15 protein-coding genes and 3 pseudogenes are annotated in these 16,341 nt (G+C 69.4%); 9 read left to right on the top strand and 9 right to left on the bottom strand.

Annotated features, from left to right (window positions below; genetic code table 11):
- Window positions 1-168 precede the first annotated feature (168 nt).
- Window positions 169-507: a hypothetical protein gene (locus ACGFZN_RS35020; RefSeq protein WP_393862498.1), complete on the top strand. Its 339-nt coding sequence runs from the start codon at window positions 169-171 to the stop codon at window positions 505-507.
- A 512-nt stretch (window positions 508-1,019) separates the two neighbouring features.
- Here ACGFZN_RS35020 and ACGFZN_RS35015 read toward each other — a convergent pair.
- On the bottom strand, window positions 1,020-1,556 hold the full coding sequence (locus tag ACGFZN_RS35015) for a hypothetical protein (protein WP_393862497.1): 537 nt from the start codon (window positions 1,554-1,556) through the stop codon (window positions 1,020-1,022).
- A gap of 209 nt (window positions 1,557-1,765) precedes the next feature.
- Here ACGFZN_RS35015 and ACGFZN_RS35010 point away from each other — a divergent pair.
- From ACGFZN_RS35010 to ACGFZN_RS35000, 3 genes and pseudogenes are all read left to right on the top strand, one after another.
- Window positions 1,766-2,530 (top strand): annotated as a pseudogene (locus ACGFZN_RS35010) (transposase); the annotation flags it as partial.
- Window positions 2,531-2,768: 238 nt separating this feature from the next.
- Complete coding sequence (locus ACGFZN_RS35005; protein WP_393862496.1) at window positions 2,769-4,004, top strand: vanadium-dependent haloperoxidase; 1,236 nt, start codon at window positions 2,769-2,771, stop codon at window positions 4,002-4,004.
- 105 nt (window positions 4,005-4,109) lie between these two features.
- Window positions 4,110-4,298: pseudogene (locus tag ACGFZN_RS35000) on the top strand (TetR family transcriptional regulator); the annotation flags it as partial.
- Window positions 4,299-4,461: 163 nt separating this feature from the next.
- On the opposite strand, the gene ACGFZN_RS34995 reads toward ACGFZN_RS35000, so the two are convergent.
- Together ACGFZN_RS34995 and ACGFZN_RS34990 are read right to left on the bottom strand one after the other, a co-directional pair.
- Complete coding sequence (locus ACGFZN_RS34995) at window positions 4,462-5,391, bottom strand: SDR family NAD(P)-dependent oxidoreductase (RefSeq protein ID WP_393862495.1); 930 nt, start codon at window positions 5,389-5,391, stop codon at window positions 4,462-4,464.
- A gap of 45 nt (window positions 5,392-5,436) precedes the next feature.
- Window positions 5,437-6,324 (bottom strand): SDR family NAD(P)-dependent oxidoreductase, encoded by an 888-nt coding sequence (locus tag ACGFZN_RS34990; protein ID WP_393862494.1) that lies wholly within the window; start codon window positions 6,322-6,324, stop codon window positions 5,437-5,439.
- A 71-nt stretch (window positions 6,325-6,395) separates the two neighbouring features.
- Between ACGFZN_RS34990 and ACGFZN_RS34985 the strand changes: the two genes are divergently transcribed.
- A complete protein-coding gene (locus ACGFZN_RS34985) occupies window positions 6,396-7,334 on the top strand; it encodes a LysR family transcriptional regulator (protein ID WP_393862493.1) in 939 nt (312 codons plus the stop codon).
- Window positions 7,335-7,785: 451 nt separating this feature from the next.
- On the opposite strand, the gene ACGFZN_RS34980 is transcribed toward ACGFZN_RS34985, so the two are convergent.
- Window positions 7,786-8,130, bottom strand: coding sequence for a MerR family transcriptional regulator (locus ACGFZN_RS34980; protein ID WP_393862492.1), 345 nt, complete (start codon window positions 8,128-8,130; stop codon window positions 7,786-7,788).
- 739 nt (window positions 8,131-8,869) lie between these two features.
- A complete protein-coding gene (locus ACGFZN_RS34975) occupies window positions 8,870-9,394 on the bottom strand; it encodes an IclR family transcriptional regulator C-terminal domain-containing protein (RefSeq protein ID WP_393862491.1) in 525 nt (174 codons plus the stop codon).
- Between the two features lie 573 nt (window positions 9,395-9,967).
- Between ACGFZN_RS34975 and ACGFZN_RS34970 the strand changes: the two genes are divergently transcribed.
- Together ACGFZN_RS34970 and ACGFZN_RS34965 are read left to right on the top strand one after the other, a co-directional pair.
- Window positions 9,968-10,324: a thiamine pyrophosphate-dependent enzyme gene (locus tag ACGFZN_RS34970; protein ID WP_393862490.1), complete on the top strand. Its 357-nt coding sequence runs from the start codon at window positions 9,968-9,970 to the stop codon at window positions 10,322-10,324.
- A gap of 465 nt (window positions 10,325-10,789) precedes the next feature.
- Window positions 10,790-11,143, top strand: coding sequence for an antibiotic biosynthesis monooxygenase family protein (locus ACGFZN_RS34965; RefSeq protein WP_393862489.1), 354 nt, complete (start codon window positions 10,790-10,792; stop codon window positions 11,141-11,143).
- A 373-nt stretch (window positions 11,144-11,516) separates the two neighbouring features.
- Here ACGFZN_RS34965 and ACGFZN_RS34960 read toward each other — a convergent pair.
- Both ACGFZN_RS34960 and ACGFZN_RS34955 read right to left on the bottom strand, forming a co-directional pair.
- Window positions 11,517-11,714, bottom strand: a pseudogene (locus ACGFZN_RS34960) (fic family toxin-antitoxin system, toxin component); the annotation flags it as partial.
- A 250-nt stretch (window positions 11,715-11,964) separates the two neighbouring features.
- Window positions 11,965-12,432, bottom strand: coding sequence for a hypothetical protein (locus ACGFZN_RS34955; RefSeq protein WP_393862488.1), 468 nt, complete (start codon window positions 12,430-12,432; stop codon window positions 11,965-11,967).
- 541 nt (window positions 12,433-12,973) lie between these two features.
- Here ACGFZN_RS34955 and ACGFZN_RS34950 point away from each other — a divergent pair.
- Window positions 12,974-13,573 carry a polysaccharide deacetylase family protein gene (locus tag ACGFZN_RS34950; protein ID WP_393862487.1) on the top strand — a complete coding sequence of 200 codons (600 nt, stop codon included), beginning with the start codon at window positions 12,974-12,976 and terminating at the stop codon, window positions 13,571-13,573.
- Window positions 13,574-13,885: 312 nt separating this feature from the next.
- Complete coding sequence (locus ACGFZN_RS34945; protein ID WP_393862486.1) at window positions 13,886-14,647, top strand: polysaccharide deacetylase family protein; 762 nt, start codon at window positions 13,886-13,888, stop codon at window positions 14,645-14,647.
- 260 nt (window positions 14,648-14,907) lie between these two features.
- Here the strand turns inward: ACGFZN_RS34945 and ACGFZN_RS34940 are convergent, their stop codons facing one another.
- Window positions 14,908-15,204, bottom strand: coding sequence for a hypothetical protein (locus tag ACGFZN_RS34940; RefSeq protein ID WP_393862485.1), 297 nt, complete (start codon window positions 15,202-15,204; stop codon window positions 14,908-14,910).
- Entirely contained in the window at window positions 15,204-16,025 is an 822-nt protein-coding gene (locus ACGFZN_RS34935; RefSeq protein WP_393862484.1) for a tetratricopeptide repeat protein, read from the bottom strand. The genes ACGFZN_RS34940 and ACGFZN_RS34935 overlap by 1 nt, the downstream gene beginning before the upstream one ends.
- Window positions 16,026-16,341: the final 316 nt, after the last annotated feature.

Raw genomic sequence — 16,341 nt, 5'->3', positions numbered from 1 at the left:
CCAGCTCGGCCTTCGGCCGTCCCGTCCTCGCCACCCGGCCATCATGCCGAACCACTGAAGACTTACGCAGCGAATTCCCGACTCAGGACACTAGCGGCTGATGGGGCCTGCCGCGGCGCCGTGTGCCCCACGCGGGTGGTCATCGGCTGTGCCGGTTACCGTTCCCCCGTGGCAGGGGAACCGATAACCATCGAATTCACGCGCGATCAGGCTCTTGTGCTGTCGGACTGGCTCTATCGAGCGATGCACCAGTCCGACGTGCTGGATGACCTGTTGAAGACGGACCGTGCAGTCTGGTCTCCGATCTACGCGATCTCCGGGGCCCTGGAAACGGCGCTCGCTGAGATCTTCATGCCGAACTACGACGAGCGTCTGAAGGCGGCGCGTCAGCGCCTGCTGGTCGAGATGTACGGCTCGGATGACGAAGCAGAGAGCAGGCTCGGGGAGTGGCCACCAGGTACGACAAGCTCGCTGTCCGCTACCAGGCGACCGTCCAACTCACGTTGATACGGCAGTCGCTGTGACCACATCTCAAACACTTCCTAGCGGCCGCGGCGGCGCGGTGTCCGTCCTGGGCGCTGAAGACGGCGAAAGCGTCCGCGGCGCCGAGGAGCGCCTGATGCTCTCCCGGGCACTGCTGGCGCCTGCCCAGCCCGTCGATGCTGCGGCACCCGGCCGCAAGGCCGGCGAACAGCCGCCGACGGAACACGGCCGTCTGCTGTCCGCGGGCCGGCGTGACGTCCGCCGCAGTGCCGCCCACGATCGACCAAGCGTCCGTGAACACCGCGCACGCAGCCGTCGCCGACGGGATGGCGCTCGACGATGTGACGGCCAGGGCCTGCCCGTGGACCTGCTGCCCTTGACCATCCCCGCCGCCTGCCCCCACCCGGCCTCCGGCCTGGGCACCGGCAATGAGAACAACACCAAGGAGGGCCGCACCGCGGTCCTCCTCCACAACTACTGCGGCAGAGAGGCGCGCCGCGCGTGCCGGATACTCATGCCTCGCTCATCCCTCAGCATCACAGGGCAGATCTGCCGACGACTTCCGCCAACTCGCCAGCGGCCTCGGGGCTCAGACGGTAGAACCCCTGGAGGCTGACCGATCTCTCAAGGCGGCCATCCACCACGTACTTCAGGCCACGGGTCTGACCTCGGCGGTTGCGCCAGGTAAGCCTCTCAAGCAGATCACCGGGGAGGGCCACGTCGAAGCGTACGGGCGTTGCGTCCACATGCACCGCCGTGGCGCCGCAGCCGCCGGCGCCGAGCATCGACCAGTCGCCGTGCCCCGGATACGCAGGGTCCTCCCACGTTGCGGGGACCGCGCCGCAGCAGTCGCGTCGTTCCATGTCGATCACCCGCAGCTGACTCACCACGAAAACCTCGCACCGGTTGACATGCAGTGCGTACACCTCGTCCCCGGCACGAGCACCCGTCCACGCGGGCAGGGAGGAGTGAACGCCGCTGAAGGCGACCGGCGGTCGCTCTCCCACACGACCCGCTTTGCGCAGCGCACGGCACATGTCATGGGTCCACAAGACAGTGAAGGCATCAGACATGCCGTGATCCTATGAACGGGCACTGACAGCCTCCCGCTGGGGAAGAAGCCTGATCGCGTCCCACGAAGTGGTGTAGCCGGGCAGTGTCCCGGAACGCGCGGGTGTCTGCCCGGGGCGTGCATCCGCTGGCGGTCCATGCTCCCTGAGCAAGCGCAGGCTATCGCCAAAGTCTCCCTGGTGAACGGGCAATTCAACCGGAGGAGCACGCGATGGCCTTGTCCCAGTCTGAGCTGATGCGGCCGCTCGAGTCACTACGTCGGGCCGATGGAGTTGAAGCAATCAGGGTGGTGTGCGAGCGCATCCTGCAGGAGCTGACCGAGGCCGAGGCCACCGAAGTGATCGGCGCCACGCCGCGCGAGCACTCCGAGACACGCACGACCTGGCGCAACGGACACCGGGACAGGCTGCTGACCACGCAGGCCGGCGACCTGGACCTGAAGATCCCGAAGGTGCGCAGCGGGTCGTTCTTCCCCTCGCTGTTGGAACGCCGGCGGCGGATCGACCGGGCGCTGCTCGCCGTGGTGATGGAGGCATACGTGCACGGTGTCGCGACCCGCTCAGTCGATGACCTGGTCAAAGCCCTGGGGGCGGGTTCACTTCGTCCGGGACGTGTTCTCGGTGATCGAGAGGGGCTCCGGGGAGATGGTCGCCGCCACCATCCGCACCATCTTCGCGCAAACCACCGGCGAGCAGGTGCGCACCCAGCTGAACGTGGTCGCCAACATGCTCGGACGGCAGTTCGCCCAGGTCAAGACGATGCTGCTGGATGCGGCAACCGACATCACCGCGTTCGCCGACTTCCCGCCGGCGCACTGGAAGAAGATCTGGTCGACCAGCCCGCTGGAGCGGCTGAACCGGGAGATCAAACGGCGGGCCGACGTCGTCCAGGTCTTCCCCGACCCCGCCGCCCTGGCCCGGCTCGCCGCCGCGGTCCTGGCCGAACTCCACGACTGTGGCAGGTCTTCGACCGCCGCTAACTCTCCGAAGCCTCCATGGCCGAGCTCTTCACCCGAAGCGGATGTCCGGAGTGCTTTTTTGTGACATGCGCTGCAGACTCCCGCTCGAACCGGGTGCCTGCCGGCTGGCCGCGCGATCCGCCGTGGACCAAATGGGTGACGCGTACCGCCACGGTCGACACCGGTCGGCACCAGCGACAAGGAACCACAGAGCATGGGTGGAAAGCGGAAGACACTCGCCGTACTGACCGGAACCGTGCTGGCAGCCGGACTCACCGGCCCTGCCTTCGGAGCCGGTGCCGCTCACTCGCCAACTCTGCCCTCGGCGGCCGCAGGGCCGGGGACATCGGTCGTGGAATGGAACCGCGAACTCATCACCATCCTCAGCGATCCGAAGGCGCAGCCGGCCGCCGTCCAGCCCACGCGCAGCTTCGCGCTCCTCCAGGCTGCCGAGTACGACGCGGTGGTGTCGATCACACGGGCCGACCCCGCCTACAAGTTCTCGGTATCGGCACCACGAGGCGCTCGTGCGGATGCCGCGGCGGACCAGGCGGCCCACGATGTGCTGGTGGCCCTGTACCCGGCCCAGCGCGCAGCCGTCGACCAGCGGCTGAGCAGCCAGTTGTCCGCGATCCCGAGCGGCCCGGACAAGCAGGCCGGGATGGCGGTGGGAGCCGCGGTTGCCCGCCGGTTGATCAGCCTGCGCTCCCGAGAAGGGTCCTCGGCGAAGCCGCCGCGTTTCCGCTCCGGCGACAGGGCCGGTGACTACCGGCCCACTCCTCCCGACTTCCCGGCCCCGGTGTTCACCAATTGGGGCAGGGTCAGGCCGTTCGTGCTCGCCGACGGAGGGCAGTTCCGCCCGGCACCACCGCCGGCCGTGAGCAGCGCCGCGTACGCCACCGCCTTGACCGAGGTCAAGAGCCTTGGTGGCAAGACCAGTACCACTCGCACCCCCGATCAGACCGCGGCCGCGAAGTTCTGGGCGGCGGCACCCGTCTGGAACGTCTGGAACCAGATCACGCAGAACCTTGTCACCTCCCAGCACGCGAGCCTGGAGAAGGCGGTGAAGGTCTTCGCCCGGCTCGACCTGTCCCTTGCCGACACCACGATCGCGATATACGACGCCAAGTACGCCTACTGCCTATGGCGGCCTGTGACCGCCATCCGGCTCGGCGGTACGCACTACAACCCGCGCATCGTCGGCGACCCCGACTGGACTCCCCTGCTGACGACCGCCCCGGATTCGTCCGATCCCAGCGCCCACGCCGCCCTCAGCCAGGCGGCGGCAACGACGCTCGCCGGGTTCTACGGCGCACGGCATCCTTTCGCTGTGACGTCGAAAGGCGCCACCCGAGACTTTGCAGGATTCCAGAACGCCGCCGAAGAAGCGTGGCTGAGCCGTGTCTGGTCCGGCCGGCACACCTCTCTCGACAACCGAGCGGGCCAGCAACTCGGCACGCAGGTGGCCGACTTCGTGGCAGGGCACCTCTGACCCGTGCCGGCGTCGGGCCGGGCGCCCTCGGCTCCGTGCCGGACTGCTCACCGAGATGCCGCCGCTGGAAGCACTCGCCACTGGACGACCGACCTCGTCGAGGGAATGCGCAGGAAGCACGGTGTCGGCGACGCGCTCGGTCCTGGCGCGCACCAGGCGATCAGCGAGCGGAGCTACGGGCCGGTCATCGCCGCGATCACGCAGGTCCTCGGCGCCGGCAAGAAGGACGGAAGTGTCCGCACGGACGCCGACCCCGGCGACTTCCTCCAGCTCACCGGCGCCCTGTGGCGCGCAGCATCCGGCCCCGAGGGCCGAGCTCCGCGGATGCCCGCGCTCATCCTCGGCGGACTCCGCACACAGCCGCTGCGCTGGAGGCCGCACGTCGGGGCTCTGCCGACGGGCTTCCCACCGGGACGAGCGCCGCGGGCAGGGCCCGCGGTGTCGTCCGGTCGGCTGTTCAGCGGGCGTGCGCGAGGAGTTGCTGCGACAGGGTCCACAGGCGTCGGGCGTTGTCCGGGTCGACGGCGTAACGGGCGACGCCGTGCAGAGTGCCGGAGCGGCGGTCGACGACCTCGCTCTCGTTGCAGTCGACGAAGTAGCGGCCGCCGACGCCTTCGAGGAGGGGTGAGGTGGCGAGGAGGACGGAGGTCGCCGCGCCCTGCTCGACGGTCTTGATCAGGTGAGCAGGGACTCTGCCGCTGCCGCGGCCGCCGGTGTGCCGCTGCAGGTTCGTGTAGATCGCGCCGGGCATGAGGGCGTTGGCGGTGATGTTGTCCTCGGCCCAGCGGCGGGTGGCTTCGACCGCGAAGAGGACGTTCGCGGTCTTGGACTGACCGTAGGCGAGCCACGGGTCGTAGGGGCGGAAGGCGAAGTTCACGTCGTCCCACACGATGGGTGAGCGCTGGTGACCGCTGGAACTCACCACGACGATGCGCGCGTTGCCGTCGGCCGCCAGGGCGCCGTGGAGGCCGGTGGCGAGGGCGAAGTGGCCCAGGTGGTTGGTGGCGAACTGCCGTTCCCATCCCTGTTCGGTGTACTGCTCGGGGCAGGCCATGACGCCCGCGTTGTTCACCAGGACGTGCAGCGGCCCCCGCCAGGCGGCGGTGAAGGCGGTGACCGATGCGGGATCGGCCAGGTCCAGGTGCGCGACACGCACCTCCTGATTGCCGGTCGATTCGGTGATGTCCTCGGCGACGCGCTTCCCGGCTGTGACATCCCGGACGGCGAGGGTGACGGCCGCACCGGTCGCAGCCAGCGCCCGGGCCGTCTCGGCTCCGAGGCCGGAGGAGGCGCCGGTGACCATCGCACGACGGCCGGTCAGATCGATGCCTTCCGAGACTTCGGCTGCGGTGCTGGAGAAACCGAAGGGGGTGGTGATGGAACCCATGAAATGAACTCCCTGGCGGTGTGCTGCGGAGCGAGTGAACGGGAATCAGGGGGTGAGCATCCGGTCCTGTTCGACCGGGGGCGTGCCGCCGTGCCAGGGCACGGCCTTGCCGAAACGGACCAGCTCGCCGTACAGGGCGGAGTCGACGCCATCGGTGAAGATCAGGTCGAGTACGGCCTCGGCGGCCCGGGCCGGCGACTGGGCCTGGCTGTAGTCGCTGAACCAGGGGCGCGAGGTGGCGGTGTCGACCATGCCGGGGCACACGGCCGCGATCAAAGTGCCGGTGGCGAGGTCGTGCTCGCGGCGCTCGGCGGCGACCGCGCGGACGGCGGCGACCTGCGCCACCTTCGAGGGCACGTTCAGCCAGATGGGCCAGCCGGCCTCCTGCGCCGTTCCGTTGTGAAGGGCGCTGCGCCAGGACTCCACGGCGTACTGGACCTGGTCAAGGCTCGCGCCGTCGAACAGATGGTGCAGGTCCGGGCTGAGGTGCCCGAGCGTGCCCAGGCTGCTGGCCACGACGAGCAGCCGGCCCCCCGGCCGCAGCACCGGGCCGAAGGAGCGCAGCACCGCATGGGTGGCGACATTGGAGACGTCGATGAACTCGTCCGCCCGCTCGGTCTGGGACTCTTCGGGCAACAGGCGGGTGACCGCGTTGGAGACCACCACGTCGACCCCTGCGAACCGGGCCCGCACCTCCTCGGCGAGACGGGCGATGGCATCAGTGTCGGTGACGTCCAGGACCCGGCCCTCGACGCGGGCACGCGTGCCGGGCAGTTTCAGGACCTCGTGTGCGGCGTCCGCCACCCGCCGCGGGTTCCGGCCGGTGAGCAGCACGAGGTCGTCAGGGTTCATGCGGGCTGCCAGTCCTTCGACGAGGGCGCGGCCGAGCCCCTGGTTCGCGCCCGTGACCAGGGCGATACGCGAAGCATTCATGCAAGCCACGCTAGGAAGCCGCTCTCCATGAGTCCAACGAAACTTCGGCACGTCTGGTATGCGTAAACGTCATGGACTTCAGGGACGTCTCACTGACGGCCCTGCGCGTGCTGCGCGCGGTGGCCGAGCAGGGAACCTTCACCGCGGCCGCCGCCTCGCTCGGCTACACCCAGTCGGCGGTGTCCCGGCAGATCGCCGCCATCGAACGGGCGGCGGGCGCCGAACTCCTGGAGCGGCGACGTGACGGTGTCCGGCTCACCGACGCCGGAAGGATCGTCATGCGCCGCGCCATGACCGTGCTCGACGAGATCGAGGCCACCGCGCGCGAGCTGTCCGGCCTGCCCGGACAGGCCGGAACGGTCCGCCTGGGCTGGGTGCCCAGCGCCGGAGCCGTCCTGGTGCCCCGGGCTCTCGCCGAGTTGCGCCGCACCGACCCCGACCTGCACGTCGTCGGGCGTGAGGGCGGCACTCCCGCGCTCGCCCGCGCGCTGCGGTCAGGGAGCATCGACCTGGCTCTGCTCGCCTCGGCGCCCCCATTCCGTGCGCCGGACACCGAGTCGCCTCCGCTCGCGCTGCAGACGCTGACCGAACGCGCCCTGTGCATCGCGGTGCCGGCCACGCACCCGCTTGCCCGCGGCGAGTACGTGGACGTGGCCGACCTGCGCGGACAGCGCTGGATCGCCGGCTCCTCCTCAGGAGAGGACCGGCTGATGGGCGTATGGCCGGGCCTGGACGAACGCCCCGAGATCGCCCTTACCGCCCGCGACTGGCTCGCCAAGCTCCACCTCGTCGCCGCCGGGTGCGGACTGACAACGGCGCCGGCCACTCTCGCGGCCGTCGCACCGCCCGGAGTCCGCATCCTGCCCGTGCACGGTGGCCCGCAGGAACAACGGCGCCTGCTCCTGGCCCGCCTGCCCCACCCACCGGAGCAGTCCGTCAGCCGCGTAGCAGCCGTGCTGCGCGCCGAGGCACTGGCCACCAACACCGCCCCGCCCGCGCGGCCTTCCTGACGGGACCACTGCTCTGCCCCCGCGCACGCCTGCGCCGATACCTTCCCTTGCCGAGCGACATGGTCCACCGCAGCGACCAGGCTGGGAAGCCGTGCTGGAGGCGCCGACGATCCCGGCACAGACCACGCCTGGGACCTTCCAGCGGACCGGCAGCCAGGTCACCGTGTACTGGAGCGGCGACCCATGGGCGCCGCCACCCAGCAGCTCGCCAGGCCCCGCAGCAGTCATGAGGGCCCGAAGCCAGTACCTGGTCCGGGCCCTCATCCCGGTTGTGAAGACCTCGTAGCGACGCGCACCGGCCCCGTGCACGCCGATGGAACGCAGGAAGATGTTGCAGCCCGGCGTCTTCTCCACGCCCTGAGCCGTGACGGCCGGGTGCCGGGCTGCCGCGCCGATCACGGCTCGGCGGGGCTGCTGAAAGGCCGCATCGAGGTCGCGACCGGCGTCCTTGTCAGGCTGAGGATTTCGGCTGCGGCTGGGTGGCTTGTGCGCGCAGTTGCTCGTTGATGCGCTGGGCTTCTTCCAGCTGGTCTTCGAGGATGACGATGCGGCAGGCGGCCTCGATGGGCGTGCCCTGATCGACGAGTTCGCGGGCGCGGGCGGCGATGCGCAGCTGGTAGCGGGAGTAGCGGCGGTGGCCGCCTTCGGAGCGCAGGGGGGTGATCAGGCGGTGTTCGCCAAGAGCGCGGAGGAAGGCGGGGGTGGTGCCGAGCATCTCGGCGGCCCGGCCCATGGTGTAGGCGGGGTAGTCGTCGTCGTCGAGGATGTCGGCGGGGCGGGTACTGCGAGGGGGCATAGACCTCTTCTTTCCGGGGATGCGTCGGGGGGCCCGGGTGCCGTACCGGCACCCGGGCCCCGAGCTTTCAACACCATCTACCGGCCGACTGGGCCGGCCTTGTTTGTCCGCAGGTCCGCCCGGGAGGGCGGGGCTGCGGGGATCGCGGATGCGTGACCGGGGACCACCTTCCAATCCGGGGTCTTGCGGTACCCGGGCGGCAATGCTTCCTCGCCCGGGCGATCCTGATGGCGCCTGTGCTCCTTACCTTCGGTTACTCGGTTGTAGTGCTGGATACCGCGGGTACTGCTCGCGACCCCTTCGGGTCGCGTCCTGCTTGACCTGCTCGCACGGCAGTTCCTGTCTGCCGTGCCCACTGGGACTTCCTGGCTACGAGACAAAAGGTAACCCTGCGACCGGGCAATGTCTACTACCGCCATGACAGATTTCCTCCTTGGCTCGTGCGGGTATTTATGCCTCCACTACACCCGGAAGAGTGCCCTGCCTGGTTACATGCCGGCCCCGGCGGGCACTCCCTGAGCCTGGCGGTAGGGCCGATCGAGGCTGGGGTGGCAGCGCATGACCGACATCGAGACGACCCGCACGACCAGCGCCGCGGTCGGAGCCCTGGGCGTGGTGGAGTGTGACCGTGCCGGCGACGTCGCCCGCGCCCGTTGATGCCGCCCGCACCTTCCTCGACGGCCCGAAACCGGCCCCGGCGGCGGAGATGGCACAGACCCTCGCTCTGGTGGTCTCCGAGTCACCACCAACGCCCCGCGTGAGCGAGCGCGCCTCGATCCAGGCGGGGCCGCGGCCGGCCGCAGTCGCTGTGGCCCAACACGCGGCACAACGACCACGGCGGCATGAACATCCGCGCCGGATGCGCGGATCCCCCTGGGGAGCCGCACGGCCGAAGAACCGCCCGCCCGGCGAGACGAGGGCGGTGCCGCTGCCCCCTGCTCTGGCGGCCCTGCGGCATGAGCACATCGCCGCCTTCGGCATGCGGGCACCGTGCGCTCCGAGACGCGAAGGCCTTGGGCAGAGCGGCGGCCGGAGGGCGTGCGGAGCGAGGGAGCCCCTGCCCGACGTCCCTGGTGAACCACGGCTGGTTCACGGGCGGTCGGCGCCCAGATCGTGCGAGATCGCGCGCGCAGGCCCTGAGCGAGGAGGCCAGATGCTCGCGCACCGTCGCGTCCTCGTGGATACGCGCGGCGACCGCGGACACGCTCACAGCGGCGACAGTCGCCCGGTTCCGGCCGTGGACGTGTGCGGCGATCGACAGCATGCCGTGACGCCCCGGTCCTGCTCTCCCGTGCGCTCATGCTCGCCGACAGCGCACCGCGCGGCCCCGTGTACCTGTCGGTGCCACTGGACGACTGGGACAAGCCCGTGGACGAAGCCACCGTCCGACACTTCATGGACCGCGGCTGCGCCGCCTCGCCCGTCGTCGCGCAGGGCCCACTCGACGAGCTGATCGACGCGCTGCGGACCGCCTCGTCACCGGCGATGGTGCTGGGCCCGGGCGTGGACACCGAGCTGGAGGTCGCATCGGCGGTGTCCCTGGCGGAGCGTGCCCATCTGCCGGTCTACATCGCTCCCAGCCCTCCCCGGTCGCCGTTCCGCACCAGACACGGGTCGCCGAGGCCGTCGGCCCCACCGACCGTCCCAAACCGCCGGCGCGCGACCTGCCCGCCCCCGACGTGTCCGGTCCCCGTTACGCGGCCGAGGGCGATCCTCGACGCCGTCGACCGCGGAAAGACCGACGACACGATGATCGCCCTGGAGTGGACCTCGGCGGATCTGATCCGCGACAGACTCACCATCACGCGCCCCCGCTCCCTCTTGTACTGCGCCTCCGGTGGCTGCCCGCCGCGGTGGCCTCGGCCTGGGCTGTCCCGACCGCCGTGTCCCGGCCCTCATCGGGGACGGTGCGTTGCAGTACACCCCGTCGGCGCTGTGGAGCGCCGTCCGTTACAAGGTGCCGGTCACCCTCGTCGTCTGCAGCAACACCAAGTACCGGGCACTGCAGGAGTTCTCCGAGCTGCTGCACGTCCCCGAGGGCCCCTACCTCGACATCTCAGGCATCGATGTCTGCCGGGTGGCCGAAGGCTACGGCGTGCCCGCACACCGCGCCGACAGCCTCGATGCGCTCACCGACTTCGTCCGCGCCGCAAAGGACGAACCGATGCCATATCAGCGCGTCTCGGCCACATGAAACACGTGAACGGCACCGCGGGAAGAGCCGCATGGCCGCGGAACAGGCAAGGGTGCCCGGAGCGGAGGATCGGGGACCAAGGGCGCAGGCCCTGACGTCCGATCCTTCAAGGGCCAACGCAGGTTCGGACCCTGAGTTCCTCCAGGCTGGTAAGCCGATGCCGGGGACCGTCGCGGGGAGGCGCAGTGCCCAGCCGCGGGCACAGCGACAGGTCGCCGGGTTCGGGGCCGACTGGCAGGCGTCGAGGAAGAGGTCGACGGCCCCGTCCGACAGCATCAACCAGGCGGGCGATCGTCCCCAATTCCTGGCATCTCACTGATCGCCCCCGCGAATTGGGCGCCGACCTCTCACGACCCCGTACGGAGCTACTCGCCTCAGACAGCTTTGCTCAAGAACCCGATCCTTGATGCATCCAGTTCAGGAAAGCAGCTGATCGTTGGGCGCGTCCCGCCTTACGGTGGTGCCATGAGCAATCACTCGGAAGCGCCTGTCACGCCTGTCGAGGCCTATGAACCCCCTTACTACGTGGCTGTCTTCACTACCGTGCGGACCCAGGACCAGAGCGGCTACAGCGAGACCAACGCACGCATGGAAGACCTGGTGAAGGATGTCCCAGGGTTCCTGGGGATGGACCACGCGCAGACGCCTGGCGGACTGGGCATCACCGTCGGGTACTTCCGCGACGCCGACGCCCTCACGCAGTGGCGGAGCAACGCGGAGCACCGCGCGGCGCAAAAACGCGGGCAGGAGGAGTGGTATCAGAGCTACACACTGCATGTGGCGAAAGTGGAGCGGAGCCACGGGTTCACGCGAGGATAGGTCTCGCAGGCCCGACAGCCGGCTGGCCTTTCCTTTGTGGTGAATGACGTGTCGTTCGATGCTGGTCCGGGCGGCATGGTGTCGCCAGGCTGGGCGGGTTGCAGAACCAGTCCTGAACCCACTCGGCAGGCCGGGGCTGGGTGTCCACCGACGTGAAAGCGTGACCAGCACCGTGATCGCTCATACGAACACGCTAAACCTGTCTGCCCGGCGCCTTGCCGCGCCGCACGAGCACCTGATGCACGCAGGATGCCGCTTGCGACCGCGTGAGACGCGGCGAACGCCGGGATCCACGCACAGCACCGCACACCTTCCCACCACACCACTCTGGGTTTCGGCGCGCAGGCGCTGTCCCGGCCCACGCTTGCGGTGAGGTGGCGGTGGGGCAGGTCCGCAGCACGGCAGCGATCTTCTCGGCGGTGCAGGCTGGGTCGAGGAGCACGTCCTGGAGGGCGACTGCATCCTAGCGCGCGGGTTTGACGGGGATCCCGACGGCTTCGGGGTACATCACCCCGCACGCGGCGGCGACGGCGCGGTTGGAACGATGCAGCCAGCGGCACCGGCCCAAAGTGCAACCTGCAGGATCGAGGGAATTCGATGTGCAGGTCCATCAGGCCGCACGCGCTCCCCGCGGCGTCTGCTGGGCTTCCTCGGCCTCGTCGGAGACAGCCTGCTGCTCGGTCCACCGTACGGGCGCGCAGCCCAGCGAGCCTGCGAGCTGCCCCCCCCCCCCAACCGCGGCCGCAGCCCTGGGTGCTAGTGCACTTGAATGGGCGACGTCGAGGCTGGACAGCGGCACGTGGTCTGTGCTGAGACGTGAGTCAGAGGTGGGCTCTGATCTGCTTCACCGGGTGCCCGAGTGTGTCGCCGATAGCGGCCAGTTCCTCGTCGCCGAACCAGTCACGTTCGGGGTTCCAGATGGCGATCTCGAAACGAGCGAAGCCGCACGGCCAGTCGTAGTCCAGCACGTCCAGCGACGTGGCGGCGCCGCAGCAGGGCACTTCCACCGCCAGGGTGGCGAAGCCGTCCTCGCAGTGGTTTTCCAGCAGATCGGCGTACCACACGATGCCGATCGCGGCACCGCAGTGCGGGCAGCCGATCCGTTCCAGGTTGTCGCCGCAGTCGACGGGGCTGAGGGTGTCGTGCCAGGTGACCTCGATCTCGACCTCCACGCCATCGGGCAGACCAGGAGCCAGATCCGCGGCGAGCGCGGCAGTCCGCCCGGCCGCCGCCCGGTCGGGCTGCCACCGGGGGTCAGTCGGAATGATCGACAGGACGTCGTCGCTCACGGGCTCACTCAATTCGTCAGGCACAAGCCTTCGGCGGTGTGCCGCGATCGTAGGCCCACGTGGCAGGTCGGCCCATACCAGGGTCCATTAGGCCCATACCAGGGTCCATTACTCGTGAATGGCAAGGCCAGTGCGAAGGGGCAGCCAGCGCGTTCCGCAGCAGTACGGCATCACCCCTCCTGCCGGCCTCGGCGAGGAGTTCCCGCACGGGTACGGGTTGTCACGTCCTGCCGCTGAGCGTGAGCAACGGCAGCCGGGTTACGCCGCCGCTTGCCTGTCTCTTACCTTTTTCGCGGTCCACCCTCGTGCCGACCGACCAGACTGGAATCAGCCTGGCCGCACGAAGACGCGGCCACGACGGCGAGGTGTCACGATGACGGCAAGGCCGGGTCGGCACCGTACGGCGGCGGCTCTCGCTGCCGCCGCCCTGTCGGTCGCCGTATCCGCACTCGGCGCGGCAACGGCGGTTGCCGCACCACAGCCTCCTGCGCTCGCGCACCCGGCACACACCCACACCGTGAACTGCCGGGCCGTCAGATGCGTGGCACTCACCTTCGACGACGGCCCGACCCAGTACACGGCCGCCCTCCTCACCACGCTGGAACACTGCCATGCCCTGGCGACATTCTTCCTGATCGGGCCGCATGCACTGCAGTACCGCGTAGACGCGCTGAGGGAGTACCGCGACGGCGATGCGATCGGCGACCATACGGTCACGCATCCCCACCTCCCCCGTCTGGCCATGCCTCGGATAGAGCACCAGATCGAGGCCGCGGCCAGGCAGATCGCCTCGATCACGGGCCACCGTCCGGTGCTCTTCCGGCCGCCTTTCGGGGCGTGGAACGCGCGTGTGAGCGAGGCGGCCCGCCGTGCGGGGATGGCGGTGGTGATGTGGAACGTGGACCCCCGCGACTGGAAGCACCACGACCCCGCCCTCGTCGACCGGGCTGTCCTCGCCCGGGTCCACCCGGGCGCCATCGTCGTCCTGCACGACCGCTACGCGACGACCCCACCGGCCGTGCCCCATCTGATCGGCGCCCTGAAGGCTCGCGGATATGACCTCGTCACCGTTCCCCAGCTCTTCACCACCAGTGGCGGAGTGCACAGCGGGGTGGTCTACCACCACGGGCCAAGCCCCTGACCAGACTGGGAACAACGCAGTTCCTCCAGCGGGCCGTCCCGTCACCACGGCGGCAGGAGCGATGAGCCGGGGTACGCACACGCCCCCGAGCAGCCGCCATCGCCGATTTGCACGGCCCCCGGCGCGCCGCTCCAGGTGCCTGTGCCGCATGATCCGGACTAAACTTCACATATGCCTCGCCGATCTTATCGAGGTGTGCTCGCGCCGGCGCGGGCTGGGGGGCCTTCGCCGTCAGACGGGGATCGCCGCGTGAGGCATACGACCGCGACGGCGCGCCGGATGCCTGCGCCGGCCGCGCGTATGGTCACCCTGATGACCGTGGCAGCGCTGGCGTTCGGCCTCTCCAGTTGCGGTGGCCAGAACGCTACGACCGGGGCCGAAAACGCGAAGCGGCTACCGTCGGCGAGCAGTTCGGCAGTCGTCTCCGCCCGGAACGCCGGCGAGTCCGCCCGATGCCGGAAGGCGAAGTGCGTGGCGCTCACCTTCGACGACTCGCCAAGCGTACGCACCCCGCACATCCTGGACATCCTGCGGCGCTACCGCGTCCATGCCACGTTCTTCACGCTGGGCGACCACGTCGCGAGACACCCGGGAACGGTGAAGCGGATGGCTGCAGAAGGCCACGAGGTGGAAACCCTCACCTGGTCCCACGAGATCCTCACCGAGATCAGCCAGGCCGACGCGCGCAAAGAAATCCTCCAGGGCCGCGATGCGGTGGCCAAGGTCATCGGCCGCCGACCGGTCCTGCTGCGCCCGCCGGAAGGCCGCACGGACGACGCCGTCGCCGCGCTCTGCCGACGACTCGGGATGGCGCAGGTCCTGTGGAGCGCCACCGCGGCCGACTACCTGACGACCGACTCCGCACTCATCACGCACCGGATCCTGGCCCGGACCGGCGCCGGCGGGATCATCCTCCTCCACGACCGGGTGGACCCCACGAACCGCGGCTACAACGGTACGGTCACCGCGATTCCAGGCATCATCTCCGCTCTTCAAACCCGCGGCTACACCTTCGTCACCGTCACACAGCTCCTCGCTCCGGCCAAGCCGCAGCCTGGCGAGACATACAGGTAGCCACGCCCAGGCGCTGGCGGCAGTGCGCGGGACTGTAAGACGTCCGGTGTAACTCCCGATCATGACAGACGCATCGACGACCAGTGAGAACGTTACCGAGGGGGCTGCTCCAGCAGCTGACCGAGCGGCTGCTGGAATCCCCTCTCGAGGGTGAGATCACCGGCCACCTCGGCTGTGCAAAGTCTGCGGCTTGGAGCTGATTGCCGATCTCGCACGACCAAGTCCAGGGCGCCGGTGCGCACCCATCGGGGTCCTTCGGGCTACGGGTCGCCGTACTGGGACGCAAGGTGGGTGAGGACCTGCTCGTCGGGCACGGTGTCCAACGCCAGCGCCCAGATCCGCCCGCCGCGCCGCCACGACGCCGACGCCGGCGTCGGAGGCCGGTGCTGGACGGGATCGTCGGGTTGAACACAGCGGATGCGATGATCCAGCCAGTCCGCGGCCTCGACCGACAGCGCCGAGGCCCGCCGGCCGTCCTCTCCCGGCGCCTGTGCCCGCTCGGCCAGGGCGCGTTCGGCGTCCGGATACCAGCGCTTGCCGGACAGTGGGTGATCCATTACTGGTCTCTCGGGTCGCCGCGGATCTGCCACCTTGAAGCAGCCGGGTTCCAGACCAGGCGGATCCGTCCACGGTCAGGCCGCTGAGCGGTCAGCTCGTCGAGATCAAGAGAAGCCAGGGCCCGCAAGGCCTCGTCCGTGACGTCTGACCACAAGCACAAGGTGATGTGTGCGTCCGGGTCGTCCGCGATGAGCAGCGTCGCGCCGTTGGTGGCCTCGCTCTGAGTGGAGGACCGGCCGAGCATGCGTTGGACCAGTGCGCGAGCCTGCCCGTACGCGTCCTCGGCTGCTTTGGACACCAGGGCCTGCACGAAGGGAATGACAGCGGTGGCGACCACGGCGGTTTCCACGACCGTTCCCGTCGCCGAACGCCTGAAGAAGGCGCGGTTTACGTTTGATTCCCAGTGAAGGACGTGCCCCGCTCGATCGCGCCACTGACTTGCCTCGGCGAAGCGGCCCTGCGCGGCCAGCAAAGTCACGAGGTCAAGGCATGCCTGGTGCCTCGGACCGAGACCGGCATCGATCTCGGCAACGTCGCGAGGCTCGATCCACTGTTCACCGTCGTCCTCGGCCGCTGCACGGAGCCAGTGTTCCGCCTCATCGGGCAAGCCCCGATCACGTAGTGCGCGACCAAGCTCCAGCTTCGCGTCGGCATGCCCATGCTCAGCAGCTTGTCGGAGCCACCCAACGCCCTCCTCAACGTCACCAAACGTGCCCATCACATACATGGCTTGAAGGTGCCCCGCCTCCGCGGCCCGCTGGTACCAGTGGCGGGCTTGGTCTGCCTCTCGTCCCGTCAGGAGCTTGGCGAGACGGTACATTGCCTCCCTCTCACCGGCCTCAGCGGCACTTTGGAGCCACCGTTGAGCCTGATGGGGGTCGCGGTGTTCAAGGAAGCGCGCCAGACGCATCATTGCCCGTGAGTCACCGAACTCGGCGGCCTGCTCCAGGCCAGGGTCCGGCCTCTGCCTCTGCCGAGAACTCCGATCGAACACCACTGAGCCCTCCCGCCCCGCCTGCGCTCCCCCCGTATCACCGACATTCTTCATACCGCACGGCAACGGGGGCGGCGAAAGATCCGGACGTTCTGGGAATGCGACGAGCACGGGAGCCACACAGCCCAGCGAGCAACGCGTT

The sequence above is a fragment of the Streptomyces sp. NPDC048192 genome (assembly GCF_043202415.1).
GTDB lineage: Bacteria > Actinomycetota > Actinomycetes > Streptomycetales > Streptomycetaceae > Streptomyces.
Note: the sequence above shows the minus strand (reverse complement) of the source record. Positions and strands in the feature narration are given on the sequence as shown.